At 66.5% G+C, this 14,013-nt stretch carries 14 protein-coding genes; 6 read left to right on the top strand and 8 right to left on the bottom strand.

The features are described 5' to 3' along the window. Positions 1–57 precede the first annotated feature (57 nt). From hemE to ACFXNW_RS09935, 3 genes are all read left to right on the top strand, one after another. Positions 58–1,122 (top strand): uroporphyrinogen decarboxylase, encoded by a 1,065-nt coding sequence (gene hemE / locus ACFXNW_RS09945; RefSeq protein ID WP_379417240.1) that lies wholly within the window; start codon positions 58–60, stop codon positions 1,120–1,122. A gap of 216 nt (positions 1,123–1,338) precedes the next feature. Next, positions 1,339–1,812, top strand: coding sequence for an RrF2 family transcriptional regulator (locus ACFXNW_RS09940; protein ID WP_379417239.1), 474 nt, complete (start codon positions 1,339–1,341; stop codon positions 1,810–1,812). Then, the gene (locus ACFXNW_RS09935; protein ID WP_379417238.1) at positions 1,809–3,050 is read left to right on the top strand and encodes a globin domain-containing protein; all 1,242 of its coding nucleotides are present in this window, start codon (positions 1,809–1,811) and stop codon (positions 3,048–3,050) included. The genes ACFXNW_RS09940 and ACFXNW_RS09935 overlap by 4 nt, the downstream gene beginning before the upstream one ends. A gap of 74 nt (positions 3,051–3,124) precedes the next feature. On the opposite strand, the gene ACFXNW_RS09930 is transcribed toward ACFXNW_RS09935, so the two are convergent. Together ACFXNW_RS09930 and ACFXNW_RS09925 are read right to left on the bottom strand one after the other, a co-directional pair. Beyond that, positions 3,125–3,331 (bottom strand): DUF397 domain-containing protein, encoded by a 207-nt coding sequence (locus ACFXNW_RS09930; RefSeq protein ID WP_379417237.1) that lies wholly within the window; start codon positions 3,329–3,331, stop codon positions 3,125–3,127. Then, positions 3,321–4,202: a helix-turn-helix domain-containing protein gene (locus ACFXNW_RS09925; protein ID WP_379417236.1), complete on the bottom strand. Its 882-nt coding sequence runs from the start codon at positions 4,200–4,202 to the stop codon at positions 3,321–3,323. Before ACFXNW_RS09925 ends, ACFXNW_RS09930 begins: the two co-directional genes overlap by 11 nt. 378 nt (positions 4,203–4,580) lie before the next feature. On the opposite strand from ACFXNW_RS09925, the gene ACFXNW_RS09920 reads away from it, so the two are divergent. Together ACFXNW_RS09920 and ACFXNW_RS09915 are read left to right on the top strand one after the other, a co-directional pair. Then, the gene (locus tag ACFXNW_RS09920) at positions 4,581–4,781 is read left to right on the top strand and encodes a hypothetical protein (RefSeq protein ID WP_379417235.1); all 201 of its coding nucleotides are present in this window, start codon (positions 4,581–4,583) and stop codon (positions 4,779–4,781) included. Between the two features lie 577 nt (positions 4,782–5,358). Further along, positions 5,359–6,702, top strand: a complete 1,344-nt coding sequence (locus ACFXNW_RS09915) for a protoporphyrinogen oxidase (protein ID WP_379417234.1) — start codon at positions 5,359–5,361, stop codon at positions 6,700–6,702. A gap of 165 nt (positions 6,703–6,867) precedes the next feature. Here the strand turns inward: ACFXNW_RS09915 and ACFXNW_RS09910 are convergent, their stop codons facing one another. Beyond that, on the bottom strand, positions 6,868–7,443 hold the full coding sequence (locus ACFXNW_RS09910) for a TetR/AcrR family transcriptional regulator (protein ID WP_379417233.1): 576 nt from the start codon (positions 7,441–7,443) through the stop codon (positions 6,868–6,870). Between the two features lie 93 nt (positions 7,444–7,536). Continuing rightward, positions 7,537–8,664, bottom strand: coding sequence for an agmatine/peptidylarginine deiminase (locus ACFXNW_RS09905; protein WP_379417232.1), 1,128 nt, complete (start codon positions 8,662–8,664; stop codon positions 7,537–7,539). Positions 8,665–8,923: 259 nt separating this feature from the next. Between ACFXNW_RS09905 and hemQ the strand changes: the two genes are divergently transcribed. Then, the gene (hemQ, locus tag ACFXNW_RS09900; protein ID WP_379417231.1) at positions 8,924–9,619 is read left to right on the top strand and encodes a hydrogen peroxide-dependent heme synthase; all 696 of its coding nucleotides are present in this window, start codon (positions 8,924–8,926) and stop codon (positions 9,617–9,619) included. Positions 9,620–9,702: 83 nt separating this feature from the next. Here the strand turns inward: hemQ and msrB are convergent, their stop codons facing one another. The 4 genes from msrB to ACFXNW_RS09880 form a co-directional block, all read right to left on the bottom strand. Next, positions 9,703–10,149: a peptide-methionine (R)-S-oxide reductase MsrB gene (gene msrB, locus ACFXNW_RS09895; protein ID WP_379417230.1), complete on the bottom strand. Its 447-nt coding sequence runs from the start codon at positions 10,147–10,149 to the stop codon at positions 9,703–9,705. Then, the gene (locus ACFXNW_RS09890) at positions 10,149–11,507 is read right to left on the bottom strand and encodes a glycosyltransferase family 87 protein (protein WP_379417229.1); all 1,359 of its coding nucleotides are present in this window, start codon (positions 11,505–11,507) and stop codon (positions 10,149–10,151) included. The genes msrB and ACFXNW_RS09890 overlap by 1 nt, the downstream gene beginning before the upstream one ends. 120 nt (positions 11,508–11,627) lie before the next feature. Beyond that, positions 11,628–13,181: an alpha/beta hydrolase gene (locus ACFXNW_RS09885; protein ID WP_379417228.1), complete on the bottom strand. Its 1,554-nt coding sequence runs from the start codon at positions 13,179–13,181 to the stop codon at positions 11,628–11,630. A 44-nt stretch (positions 13,182–13,225) separates the two neighbouring features. Beyond that, positions 13,226–14,005, bottom strand: coding sequence for a pyrimidine reductase family protein (locus ACFXNW_RS09880; RefSeq protein WP_379417369.1), 780 nt, complete (start codon positions 14,003–14,005; stop codon positions 13,226–13,228). Positions 14,006–14,013: the final 8 nt, after the last annotated feature.

The raw sequence follows: 14,013 nt of genomic DNA, 5'->3' as shown, positions 1-14,013 counted from the left end.
CTACCGCCCCCGGCGCAGTCGGAGGCGCGCCGCTGAGGGTCCGGTGACGCGCCTACGATGACGATGGTGAGCACACAGACGCGCCGCCGGTTGACCGATGCCCCCTTCCTGGCCGCCGCCACCGGCGCCGAGCCGAGTCGGCGGCCGGTGTGGTTCATGCGCCAGGCCGGCCGGTCGCTGCCGGAGTACCGGGAGCTGCGTGCGGGTATCGGCATGCTGGAGTCCTGCTTCGACCCGGAACTGGTCTGTGAGATCACCATGCAGCCGATCCGGCGCCACGGCGTGGATGCGGCAATCCTGTTCTCCGACATCGTCGTTCCGCTCAAGGCTGCGGGTATCGACCTCGATATCGTGCCGGGTGTCGGCCCGGTTGTCGCCTCGCCGGTGCGCACCACCGCCGACGTGCGTGCCCTGCCGCGACTGCGCCCGGAGGAGGTCGGGGCCGTCACCGACGGGGTGGGGCTGCTGCTGGACGCGCTGGGCGACACACCGCTGATCGGGTTCGCCGGCGCACCGTTCACGCTGGCGTCGTACCTGGTCGAGGGCGGTCCGAGCAAGCATCACGAGCGCACCAAGGCGATGATGCACGCCGATCCGCAGACCTGGCACGAGCTGCTCGGTGTGCTCACCGACATCACCATCGCCTTCCTGCAAGCCCAGCTCGTCGCGGGGGTGGACGCGGTGCAGGTATTCGACTCGTGGGCCGGTGCGCTGTCGCTGGCCGACTACCGCACGTTCGTGCTGCCGCATTCGGAGCGGGTCTTCGCCGAGGTCGCCGACGCCGGTGTGCCGCGCATCCACTTCGGTGTCGGGACCGGTGAGCTGCTCGGCGCGATGGGGGAGGCGGGCGCCGACGTCGTCGGTGTCGACTGGCGGGTGCCGCTGACCGAGGCCGTGCGCCGCGTCGGTCCCGGAAAAGCGTTGCAGGGCAATCTGGATCCGGCGATCCTGTTCGCGGGGTGGGACGCCGTGGAGTCGGAGGCCCGGCGTATCGCGAGTGAAGCCGATGAGGCGATCACTTTGGGGGCGAGCGGTCATATCTTCAACCTCGGGCACGGTGTCATGCCCGACACCGATCCGGGTGTGATCACCGCGCTGGTCGAACTCGTCCACCAATTGTGATGTCGGCCGCATCCGCACTCGGTGATCACCTCGCGCGGCGGATGTGGAATGTGGTTTCGCGGCACCGATTCCACGGTGTAGCAGCATTTCCCGAATCGTTTCCCGAGGACGCTGCATGTCCTTTGTCGCCGCCGGAAAATCTGCACGAAACCGCGTAATTAAGAACACCCGCCCGGAATTGGTTGACCGGGTCGTCGGCTCGGTAGCTTCGATGCCATGCAGCTCACTCGCTTCACCGATATCGGCCTGCGGGCTCTTATGCGGCTGGCAGTGAGTGACGAGGCCGACAATCGGGTGACCACCCGGCTGATCGCCCGGCAGGTCAACGCGTCCGAACGCCATGTATCGAAGGCAGTGACGCAGCTGGTCGACCTGGGTTTGGTGGAGGCGCAGCGGGGCCGCTCCGGTGGGCTGTTCATCACCGAGGCCGGTCGTAAAGCGTCGGTCGGCGGGCTGGTTCGTGCGCTGGAAAACGATCGCGAGGTCGTTGTCTGCGAGGGCGACCATCCCTGTCCGCTCGCCGGTTCCTGCCGGTTGCGCCGAATTCTGGCCGACGCCAAGGACGCGTTCTATCGGGAATTGGACCGATATACCGTGACCGATCTCGTCACCGGGCCGGCTGTCGAATTGCTGCATCTGCTCACCATTTCCTCGGTGCGCAGTAGTTCCGATGTGGAGGAAAGCCAGTGAACACCGACAGCGTCGTCCGTGCCCAACCCGAGCTCGAAGCCGAGCATGCCGAAACGATCCGCGCCACACTGCCCTTAGTCGGCGCCCATATCGACGAGATCACCACGGCCTTCTACCGGCGGTTGTTCGGCAATCATCCCGAATTGATCCGTGACCTGTTCAATCGCGGTAACCAGGCGCAGGGTTCCCAGCAGCGCGCTCTCGCCGCCTCGGTCGCGGCCTATGCCACCTACCTGGTCGACCCGCAGCTGCCACACCCCGCGGCGATGCTGTCGCGGATCGGGCACAAGCACGCCTCCCTCGGCATCACCGCCGATCAGTACCAGGTGGTGCACGACAATCTGTTCGCCGCGATCGTCGAGGTCCTCGGCGCCGACGTGGTCACCGAACCGGTGGCGGCTGCCTGGGATCGCGTCTACTGGCTGATGGCCGACTCGTTGATCGATCTGGAGAAGCAGTTGTATGTCTCCGCCGGTGTCGAGCCCGGTGACGTCTTCCGGGACGCGGTGGTCGTGGAACGTGCGGACGACCCGGCCGGTGCCGCGATCTTCGCCGTCGAATCGGCCGACTCCGCCGCACCCTTCCCGGAATTCCTGCCGGGACAGTATGTTTCAGTCGGCGTGCGACTGCCCGACGGTGCGCGTCAGCTGCGTCAGTACAGCCTGGTCAACAATCCCGGGGATGGGAAACTCGCATTCGCCGTCAAACGCGTGGAACCCATCGCAGGCTGCCCCGCCGGTGAGGTGTCGAGCTGGTTGCACGACAACCTCGCCGCCGGTGACCACCTCGAGATCACCCTGCCCTTCGGCGACCTGACCGTCGACACCACCACGACCACCCCGCTGGTCCTGATCTCCGCAGGCATCGGCATCACCCCGATGCTCAGCGCCCTCGAATACCTGGCCGCCCACGATTCGTCCCGGACGATCCTGGTCCTGCACGCCGACCGCACCCCGCACACCCACCCGCTACTGGACCGCATGCGCGCCCTCGTCGGTCGGCTCGATTCGGCGACCCTCGAACTCTGGTACCAGGACGAGGCCGGCCAGGCCCGTCAAGGCTTGCTCGACCTGTCCGCGGTCGACCTCCCCGCCGACGCCGACTTCTACGTCTGCGGAGCTGACGGATTCCTCGACGCGGTCCGGGTTCAGCTCAGCGCCGCCGGCGTATCGGGTGAGCGGGTGCACATCGAACAGTTCACCCCGACCGACTGGAGGGCGGGCGCCTGCCCGGTATGAGCTGGCCGGACGTCCACCCATCCACGACGAAGCCCCTGACTCCCGTCATTTCTGGAGGTCAGGGGCTTCGCTGGTCAGCGCCGGTCGAACGTGCCGTCTCGGGTGCCGGACAGGAACGAATCCCATTCGGCCGGGGAGAAGATGAGCGCGGGGCCGTAGGTGTTCTTGGAGTCTCGGACGCCTACCTTGCCCCCATCGAGATAAGCGACTTCCACGCATTCGTTGCCGCCGCTGCTGTAGCTGGACTTGAACCACTCGATGTGGGACAGATCAACGTCCACCGTCGTGCTCCCTTGCTAGATCTCGTAGGAATCGCTTGCTATCAGCGGGTGAGAGCGAGGCGCACTGAAGCTCTCGCGCCGCCCGACGATACTGCTCCACGGCCGCTGGCAAGTCGTAGTACATGTTCCCCCGGTAGCCCTCGACGAACACGGTGGGTGGCTCGGATACTGCGTCGTCGAAGTCGAGCACTACGAATGGTCCACATACGCCGCCGAGCGGGTATCCCCGCGAAAACGGGAGGACCTGGACAGTGACGTTCGGCGGCAGGTCGGCCAGGTAGCGAAGCTGCTTCGCCATGACTCGGCGATCACCGACCACGCGCCGAAGTACTCCCTCGTCCACGATGAGCAAAACCTCGACCGGGTTCCGCTTGCGAGTGAAGATTCGCTGACGATTCACCCTGATGCGTACGGTCCTGTCCAGGTCTTCATCCGTGTAATCGGGGTTGAAGTCGGATTCGAGAACGCGGGTGTAGGCAGGAATCTGCAGGAGCCCCGGGATGATGTCGGGGCGGTAGATGGTCAACTTTCTCGCAGCGGTTTCCAGACTCAAGTACAGGTGGAAGTCCATGCGAATCTCGAGTCCGAACTCGTCCCACCACAGTCCGTTTTCGCCGTCTGGGCCCGCGGCCACCTGTGCGAGTTCGAGCAATCCGTCTAATTTCTCCGGCGCATCGAACAGTTCACATAGTGCTTTGACATCCAGCAGACGTATCCGAGGTGTCTCGCCCTTCTCCAATCGTTGGAGCGTCCCCGCCCCTCGCTCGATGTGGCGCGCGGCGTCCACGATGGACATTCCAGCCTGTAGCCGCAGCTCGCGAAGCTGGCGGCCGAGCTGCCTGCGCGGGATAGTGGTCGGCGCCTTACCCATTTTTCCCCCTGTCTGGTGGGTGGCTCGCGAACGGCTGGTGGGTGGCGTGAGCGATTGCCGTGGATCGGAACGTCGCGCTAACTGATCACGCATCGTGTCGTGTTCTCCGAGTGTTCGCTGGGAAAACGGGTCGATCCGGGTGGATCACCCGTCAACGCATACGCCGAGGCCGGACCTCGGTGTTGGCTACTGATGCATCCGGTAGCCGGAAACCTCGAAGGGACAACGAGACAGCTCGGAAACCCCTCGCCCTTCGGGAACACCTGGGAACACGTTGGAGTCGTCGCCCCGGGTGGCCGGCCGCCCCTGCCATGGCCCGGCTACCGGATGCTCCCACAGTTCGACCCACGCCACGCGGAGAACGAACGGATGATTCCGATGAACGATTATGGCCTGCAACTGGAACCGTGGATCGGGCACGCGCCCTTGCCCGTAATGGATACTCACACCGCGCATCTGGTGATGCAGAAGCACATTCGCTGCCTGATCACCAACTGCCGGATCAAGAATCAAGCGCGGTTGCGTTTGATCGAAGCGGGCAAGCTCGTGCCCGCCGACTTCCCGCATGTCGGGAGCTGAGTGCAACTGGGTGCGAGCCACGCGCAGTGGGGACATATCGGCGGCACTGCCTGGCCGCGCCTCGTCTCGTGGAGTCCGTGACCGGTGGTTCGGCGGTAGTCCGAATCTGTCGGTGTCTTGCCATAAAATCGCAGCATGAGAGGGATTTTTGGTTGGGGCGCAAAGAAATCCGACTCGACAGCGGGGGAGCAGGGTGGAGCCGGCGATTCCGGCGGCGGACGTGGGTCACGTGACGCGGCAACGGCTGCTCGGGCAGCTCGTGTGTCGCGGGAACTGCGTGGTGTCCGCAGGTACTGGCGGCGCAATCGGCCTGTCGAACGTTCACCGTATTCGAACAATCCGTCCATGCCCGGATAAGCCTGCCGCTGAGGGGCGCGCTGCGAGCGGTTGGATTGACCGGGCGCGTCGTCCACGGCGCATCTCCCTGCCCGCCGACCGCGTTGCCATGGGCCGCGTTGCCCGCCGGTCCCAGTGGCGTCGATGGATTGTGTGACTCTCGCCGCGCCGCCATCAGGATGACCAGCTGTTTCGCCGACCACCGCGACGGCGGGCAGTGCGAGGGGATTACCGTCGAGGTATGAGAATCGCGGTCGTCGGCGGTGGAATCAGCGGACTGGTCTCGGCGTATCGGCTGCGCGGACTGCTCGGCCGGGATGCCGAGATCGTCGTGGTCGAGCGGGGGGAGCGGCTGGGGGGAATTCTCTATACCGGCGAGATCAACGGGGATCCGGTCGATCTGGGGGCGGAGGCGTTCGTCGGGCGGCGCCCCGAGGTCATCGAACTGCTGTCGGAGCTCGGGCTCGATGATCAGCTGGTGCGGCCTGCGGGGCTGCGTCCGCTGATCTGGTCGGAGGGACGGACGCATGCGATGCCGGCCCGGACGTTGATGGGAATTCCCTCCGATGCCGAGTCGCTGCGCGGGCTGGTCTCGGAGGAGACGCTCGAACGAGTCGCCGCCGAACCGGACCAGCTCTTCAGCTGGCGGCCGGGCTCGGACATCGACGTCTACAGCCTGGTCGCCGACCGGTTCGGTGCCGAGGTCGCCGATCGCAGCGTCGACCCACTGCTGGGTGGCGTATATGCGGGAAGCTCCCGATCCATCGGCGTGCGGGCCGCTCTGCCAGCCCTCGCCGCCGCTTTGGACAAGGGTGCGCCCAACCTCACGCACGCGGTCGGCGCGGCGCTTCCCCCGCCGTCCGACGCCCCGGTGTTCGGCGGCATCCGCGACGGATATCGGGTACTGCTCGAGGCGCTTGCCCAACGATCCGGCGCGCAGTTCATCACTGGCGAGGCGACCGACCTCACCAGAACCGCGACGGGTTGGCGGCTCGCCCCGCTGGGTGAAGTGGACGCCGTCATCCTCGCCACTCCCGCCCCTGCGACGGCCCGCCTACTCGAGGACGAGGCGCCCGCAGCCGCATCGCTGCTCGCCGGCATCGAGCTGTCCTCGTCGGCCGTCGTCGCCCTCGCCCTCCCACGCGAGACGCCGCTGCCGCAGAACTCCGGTATCCTCGTCGCCACCAGAGAACCATTGAGCGCCAAGGCCTTCACTCTGTCCAGCCGCAAATGGCCGCACCTCGCCGAGCGTGAGATCGCTCTGGTCCGCGCTTCCTTCGGCAAATTCGGCGACGACGCAGTCCTCGCCTGGCCGGACGGCGAACTCGTCGCCGCCGCAGTCGCCGACCTCGCCACCGTCACCGCCGTCCCCATCTCCCCACTGTCGGCCACCGTCCAACGCTGGCCCGGCGCCCTCGCCCAATACGCCCCCGGCCACACCACCCGCGTCGCCGAGATCGAATCCGCCACAGCTGAATTCGACAACCTGGGGATCACCGGTGCCTACCTGCACGGCGTCGGCGTCCCCGCCTGTGTAGCCTCCGCCACCGCCACCGCCCAGCGCATTGCAGCCGCTCTGACCTGACCGGGTGTCGGTTATCGCAGCGCTACTCAGGCTGCTTCCGGGCGAAGCAGCGCGGCGAGATCCGGTGTGTGGGAACGGCCGGTACTGCCGGCGTTCGCCCAGCGCTTCGCCCCCGAGTGCTCGTGCGATCCGGCGCGTCATGAGGTGTCAGGGGTTGGCGTCGGGTCAGGGAGTGCGGTCGAGTTCGAGACCGATTGCCTCGGTGAGGAGTTCGTGGGCGCGGTCGAAGGTGATCGATCCGCTGTGCCAGCGTTCGCTGAGTCCTTCGACGAGCGCGGTGAGGCGTTCGGCGGCGGCGGCCGGGTCGATGCCGGGGTGGATCGCGCCGGTATCCTGGGCTTGGCGAATCAGGGTCTCGACATCGGTGTTCCAGGCGCGCGTGGTGGCGTGCAAGGGCTCGCGCAGATCCGGGTTGAAGACCGCGCTGGCGCGCAGTTCGCCCCAGGCGACGCTGGTTTCGCGGACCTCGTCGGTGTTCTGCAATTCCAGCAGTAGCATGTGCTCGACCTGCGCACGCGGGTCGCTGTCGGCGAAGGCCTGGTCGGTGTAGGTTTGGGCGCGGTGGTTGATGTGTTCGAGCGCGGCGTGCAGTACACCCCCGCGATCTTTGAAGTGGTAGTAGATCAATGCGGTGGACACGCCCGCTTCCGCGGCGAGTTTTTCGATACGTAGTCCGCGCACGCCGTCCTGGGCGATGACGCGGACGGCGGCCTCGAGGATCTGGGTTCGACGCGGTGACACGAGTCCTCACAGTAGGGCGGGGTGCCGCCGATCCGAAAGGGTGGTGCCTCGGACCGGCGGCGCGGGTTGGCGAGCCGCGGCTTCGCGGATGGGTCAGGCGGCGGGTTCCTGCTGGGTGGTGCAGTGGATGCCCCCACCACCCGCGGCGATGCCATCGATGTTGATCTGGACGATTTCGCGGTCGGGGAACAGTCGTTGCAGGGTGTCGCGGGTGGCCGGATCGGTATCGGGATCACCGAATTCGGGGGCGATGACCGCCCCGTTGCAGACGTAGAAGTTGATATAGCCTGCGGCGAAGTCGTCGTCGGCGAAGGTTTCCCGCACCGTCGACGGGCCCTCGAGCACCTCGACTCGGAGCGGGCGGTCGTGCACGTCGGTGGCCTGCTGCAGGATCTCGAGGTGACGGCGGGTGACGTCGTAGTCGAAGGAGTCCGGATCGTTGTCCAGACCTGCCACCACCACGCCGGGGCTCGCGAAACGGGCGTAGAAATCGGTGTGGCCGTCGGTGATGTCCTCGCCCGCGATGCCGGGTAGCCAGATCACCTTCTCGATGCCGAGCAGATACGCCAATTCCTCCTCGACGTCGGCCTTCTTCCAGCCCGGGTTGCGATTGTTGTTGAGCACGCAGCTCTCGGTGATGAGCGCGGTGCCCTCGCCGTCGACCTCGATACCGCCGCCCTCGAGCACCAGATCGGTCTCCAGCCGTTCCACCCCGGCCCGCTCGGTGACCAACCGGGCGACCTCGGCGTCGCGCCGATGCTCTTGTTTGTCGCCCCAGCCGTTGAAATTGAAGTCGACGCCTGCGCGCCCGCCGCTGCCGTTCACGAACACCGGGCCGGTGTCACGCATCCACAGATCGTCGATCTCGGCGGGAATCAGTTCGACGTTCGCGCCGCCCATCATGCTCTGCGCCAGCCCCATCTCGCCGGGCCGCACCAGCATCGACACCGGTTCGAACCGGCCGATCGTGGCGGCGATGGTGGCCAGGTTGCGCTGCACCTCGGGCAGCAGTTCCCGGCCCCAGATCCGCTCACTGGCGCCGAAAGCCATCCAGGTCCGCGCGTGCGGCTGCCCTTCGTCGGGCATCACCCACTGTCTCCCGTCGTCGTAGGCGCTACTGGATCCACTACCGCTGAAGGGCAGCTTCTCGTCAGTGCAACCGGCCAGCAGGAATCCGCCGATCGCAGCCATCGAGGTCTGTACAAATGTGCGCCGCCGCATCTGGTCTGCTCTCTTGTCGGGGCTGATCCGCGACGAGCCGAGCGCGGCTCACTGGATCTATGCAGCCTCGTGTGGTCTAGGTCGCGTCGCTGATGAATGGGCGACCCTGTCGGCCCCCACTCTAGACTTTGACTGAAAATTTAGTCAAGGATGTCGGCCTTTGCTTCCTCCGAACGCCTGCCCGCGTCCTGCCGGTCAACCGTCGCAATGTGGTGGGGATGACGGCGGCGGGCGGACGGCCGAGTGGCACGATGGGGGTATGGCGCGACTCGACTACCAGGCTCTCAATTCGACCATCCGGTACCTGATGTTCTCGGTGTTCCAGGTGCAACCCGGTGCGCTGGGCGACGATCGGGAAGCGGCGATCAAGGAGGCCCGAGCCTTCTTCGATGGACTGGAAGACCGCGGGGTAGTGCTGCGCGGTATCTACGACGTTGCGGGCCTGCGCGCCGACGCCGACTTCATGCTGTGGACGCACGCCGAACGGATCGAGGACCTGCAGGCGGTATACGCCGACTTCCGTCGCACCACCGCGCTCGGCAAGGCCAGCGCCCCGGTGTGGAGCAATGTGGCCATCCACCGCCCCGCAGAATTCAACAAGAGCCATATCCCGGCGTTCCTGGCCGGTGAGGATCCGGGCAACTACATCTGCGTCTACCCGTTCGTGCGGTCCTACGAGTGGTACCTGCTGCCCGATGAGGAGCGTCGCAAGATGCTCGCCGACCACGGCAAGCAAGCACGCGGCTACCCGGATGTGCGGGCCAATACGGTCAGCTCGTTCGCCCTCGGCGACTACGAGTGGATTCTCGCCTTCGAGGCGCCGGAGCTGCACCGCATCGTCGACCTGATGCGCGATCTGCGCGCCACCGAGGCGCGTCTGCACGTGCGCGAGGAAGTGCCGTTCTTCACCGGCCCGCGGGTCGAGGTGGAGCAGCTGATCACCGCGCTGCCCTGAGATTCTGAGCGCGCATGCCCCGAACTTTCGGGGCATGCGCCATCGGGCCTGGCTGCGTACCGTTTGCGCACGGCGCGTCGGGTTTACTGAGACGTTGCGGTGTCCGAGGGGTGCAGCCGCAGCGCGATGGAATTGATGCAGTAACGCTGGTCGGTGGGTGTCTGGTACCCCTCGCCTTCGAAGACGTGCCCGAGGTGGCTGTGGCAGTTCGCGCACAGCACCTCGACCCGGCGCATGCCGAGCGAATCATCGGCTCGCAGGATCACCGCGTCGGAGTCGGCCGGATCGAAGAACGACGGCCAGCCGCAGTGTGAGTCGAACTTTTCCGTGCTGCGGAACAGTTCGGCGCCACATGCACGGCAGGCGTATATGCCCTCGGTCTTGGTGTCGGTGTATTCGCCGACGAAGGGCCGCTCGGTGGCGGCTTCGCGCAGCACCGCGAACTCTTCGGGATTCAACTTCGACCGCCACTGCTGGGGTGTCAGCTGGATGCGCGGGGCGGGCATGGAGGTGTCCGATTCGGAGCTCATCACTCCACGGTAATGCGCTTGTCCTCCGCCGTCGGCGAACTATTGCGCGGTTGCGTAGTGCGCAGGGTCGTTGACGTCGCCTCATCGCCGTCGTCGGCGATGTCGGTCACAGTCACCGGCTCAGCAGGACCGCGCGGGTCCGGTGCCGTCGCCATCCACGCGGGATCGATACCGAACTTCAGTCGGCCCTCCCGGCGCGCGGCCAGATACCGTTCACCGAGCACACAGAACACCACGATCAACAGCAGGCTCCAGCCGAAGGTGATGCGCAGGTATTCGAGGTTGCGGCCCAGGCTCTGCCAGCGGTCCGACAGCCACTTGTCGTAACTCATGAATCCGAAGATCGCCAACCAGGCCGGCCAGTTGCGCAGCACCGAATTGCGCAGCACCACCGTCATGAGGAACGGGAACAGCATCATCGAGTAGTACATCTGGCCCAGCGACGACAGGGCGAACGTGGCCGTCAGCAGGACGCCTGAGCTGGTGCAGACAAAGAACAGTTCGTCGTGGCGGTAGTAGCGGTACAGCAGCCAGAGCGTGATCGCGACGATCACACCGAGGCCGAGCCGCATGGTCCAGGTGAGCCACGGCGGCAGGCCGTAGTACTCGGCATTGCCTGCAATTGCGCTGTTGAAGTAGTCGCGGGTCTCCATGATGTAGGGCCCTGTTCGACGCAGGAAGTCGCCTGGGTCCTTCATCAACGGCCAGGCGATCGCGTTGAGCACGAATGGCACGCCCAGTGCGGTGATGAATACCTTCCACTGGCCCCGCGCGGCCGCTATCAGCAGTAGTGGCGCCAGTGTCGGTTTGACCGCGATCGTCAAGCCGAGTATCGCTCCCGACCACAAGTCCCGCCGTTTCAGCAGCAGCATGATGAACAAGAGCTCCGCCGCCAGCAGACATCCGTTGACGTTGGTGAAGACCAGAGTGTTGATCACCGTCTCGGACATGAACATCGCCAGCAGCAGGGCAGGAGCGGCGATCGACTTCAGCGTGTAGTTGAACAGACGAAGCAGCAGGTACCAGGCGATCAGAATGGCTACCGCGTTCAGCAGGATGAACAGCCACCGCGACTTCTCGTAGTCGATAAAGGCGATCGGCGCGAAGATCAGGGTGCCACTAGGCGGATACAGGTAGTGCGGGTCGACCGAATCGAAATTGGCCGTGTAGACCGCACGTCCGTTGAGAAAGTCCAGCGAAGCCTGGTAGACGGGCCTGTAATCGTCTGTGACGAAACCGTTGACAGCCTTGATGAAGACCCGGTTCAGCACGGTCATGACCGCAAGGGGCCACAGTGCGAACTTGATCACCTCGGCGGTGGTGCGAGCTGTTCGGGGCTCGAGCTGTCGAAGTAACACTGGGGCACGGTACACCGGATCGTGCCCAGATGGTTGCCCGGACCCGCCCCGGCGCGCCCAGGACACGGTGTCCGACGACGCCGAGAACCCGGGCGCTGCGGGGCCGCCCGGGGCTCTCGATCAGGCCGGGCAGGCGGTGCCGTCGGCGGGCAGCTTCGCGTCCTTCAGATACTCCACCACTGCCCGCTGGGCGCAGCCGGAGTGATTCGACACCGGATGGCCGTAACCCTGCCAGGTGAGCGTGGCATTGCGGGCACCCGCGCGACCGAGCGCACCGGTGACCGAGGCCTGCCCGCTACCACTGACTGGATCGGCGACACCGGCGAGCACCAGCACCGGCAGATCGAGCTTCTCCGGCGGCGCCGGCGGGGTGAGTACGGGCCAGGCCGAGCAGGTCAGCAGGGAGATCGCCGCGGACCGTCCGAACACCGGGTACTTGGCGCCCCAGTCCTCCGACAGCTCGGTGACCTTGCCCGCCGTTGGTGGCTGTTGGGTGTCGGTGCAGCCGTTGACGAACTGTCCGTCATCGGCGGTGGCGGAGGTGGCGCGCTGGATCTGAGTCCGCAGTGGCCCCAGGTCGCCGCGGTCGGCCGCCGACAGCGCGTCGGCGAGTTCGGCCACTCGGCTGGTCTGGTCGCTGCGCGGACTGCCGAGGAAACCGGTGATCGCGGTCAGCAAGGCGTTTGCCGAAATGTCGCCGAGGTCCCCGGCGGCGGCCTTGCCGACGAGCGAGGTGATGGTCGCCCGTGGATCGGGGCCGAGCGAGCATCCGACGCCGACACAGCGCTGCGCGAAGGCGGTCAGCGCCGCCTCGGCACCCTGCACCTGCTGTTCGCTTCCGGTCACCGCGTCGACGCCGACCGCATGCGGCGAATCGAGCACCAGCCGGGCGAGATGATCACCGAACTTGCGGGCATAGGCCATGCCGACCAGCGCACCGTTGCCGGTGCCGAGCAGCGAAATGTGCTCGACCTGCCATTGTTTGCGCAGCTGCTCGATATCGTCGGCGGCGTGCGCGGCGTCGAAGGTGCCGTCGTAGGGCTGTAGGAAGTCGCGGCAGGCGATGGTGGCGTCCTGGCTCAGTTCGGCCATGGTGTCGACCTGGGCGGCGTCACCTGGTGCGAATTGGGCGTTGTCGTGCATGCCGGTGCGGATCTCGGGTGGCAGGCAGTCGATCGGCTGCGAGCTGCCGATGCCGCGCCGATCCACCGCGACGATCGGGCGCTGCGCCAGGATCGCATTCGCGGGCCCGACCGCGAGCCCGGCGAGGGTTGCAGTGGAGGAGCGGTCCGTGCCCGAGGTCAACACCAGCGGCGCCGCGTCGGCCGGAGTCTGCGGCAGGCGAGCACGGATGGCGCCGTTGCGGAAGGAGCCGAGAATGGCCCCCGAGGCATCGATCGGGGTCGAATACTCGGCGCATTCCAGCAGCAGACCCTCCGGTGCGGGTCCGAGACCGAGCAGATCGAGGGTCGGCGCGGTGCATTCGCGCCAATTCAGATCCGTCTTCGGTACTTCGGCCTCGGGTGGCGGCTCGGCCGCGGCCGAGGTGGTGGCCTCGCCCGCGACCGGCGGACGTTCGATGGCCACGCCGGGGCGATCCGAGGGTCCGGCCCCGCATCCGGCGATCATGATCGAAAGTGTCGAGGCCAGCACCGCGGCCCGAGTCCAGCGCATGCGTTACACCCTGCCAGGTCTCGTGCCGTGTTTCACATAGGCCCTCAGGACCGCACCCACCGAGTGAGCATCGTGCCGTCGTCTGCGAGCACGATGTGGGCAGGCGTCATCGAGGTGCGGAACTCCTCGTGTGACAGCGAGATTCGCCGCGCGGTGCCCCCTATCAGCACCGGCGAGGTGGTCAGGCACAGCTCGTCGACGCACCCGGCTTCCAGCAGGTCACCGAACAGGTGCGGTCCGCCCTCGCACAACACCCGCAGCAGGCCGCGGTCGGCAAGCACTGCCAGCGCATCGTGCGGGGCCACCGCGACGTCGCCTGCTTCGATCACCTCCGCCCCCGCCTCGGCGAGCAGTCGCTTGCGGTCGGCCGGTGCCGCCGCAGTCGTGATGATCAGCGGGGCGCGGGTCGCTGCGCCGGTGTCGCCGGCCTCGGTGAACAGTCGCCCTGCCGCGTCCAACGCGGCGCTGGCGGTGACGACGGCGATGGGCGGCGGCGCGCCCTCGCGGTTTCCGCCGATCCCGAGATCGTGCAGGTGGCGGCGCAGAGCTGGATCGGTCTTGGCCGGCCCGTAGTTTTCCGCCCGCACGGTGCCCGCCCCGATCAGCACGACATCGGCCAATTCCCGCAGCATCGCGAAAACCTGGTGGTCGGCGTCGGTACCCAGACCACCCGACACGCCGTCGCTGGTGGCGGCACCGTCGATACTGGAGACGAAATTGGCTCGCACCCAGGGACGGTCGAGCCCGCTGGGATAGCCGTAGAGCTGGGCGAGGTCGTCGTCGGTCAGTCCTGTGAGCTGGATCGCATTGTGGATACGCTGCATGAACACAC

Origin of the sequence: Nocardia sp. NPDC059180 (assembly GCF_042754945.1) — a bacterium.
Taxonomy (GTDB): domain Bacteria; phylum Actinomycetota; class Actinomycetes; order Mycobacteriales; family Mycobacteriaceae; genus Nocardia.
This window is presented reverse-complemented; position numbering and strand designations above follow the sequence as displayed.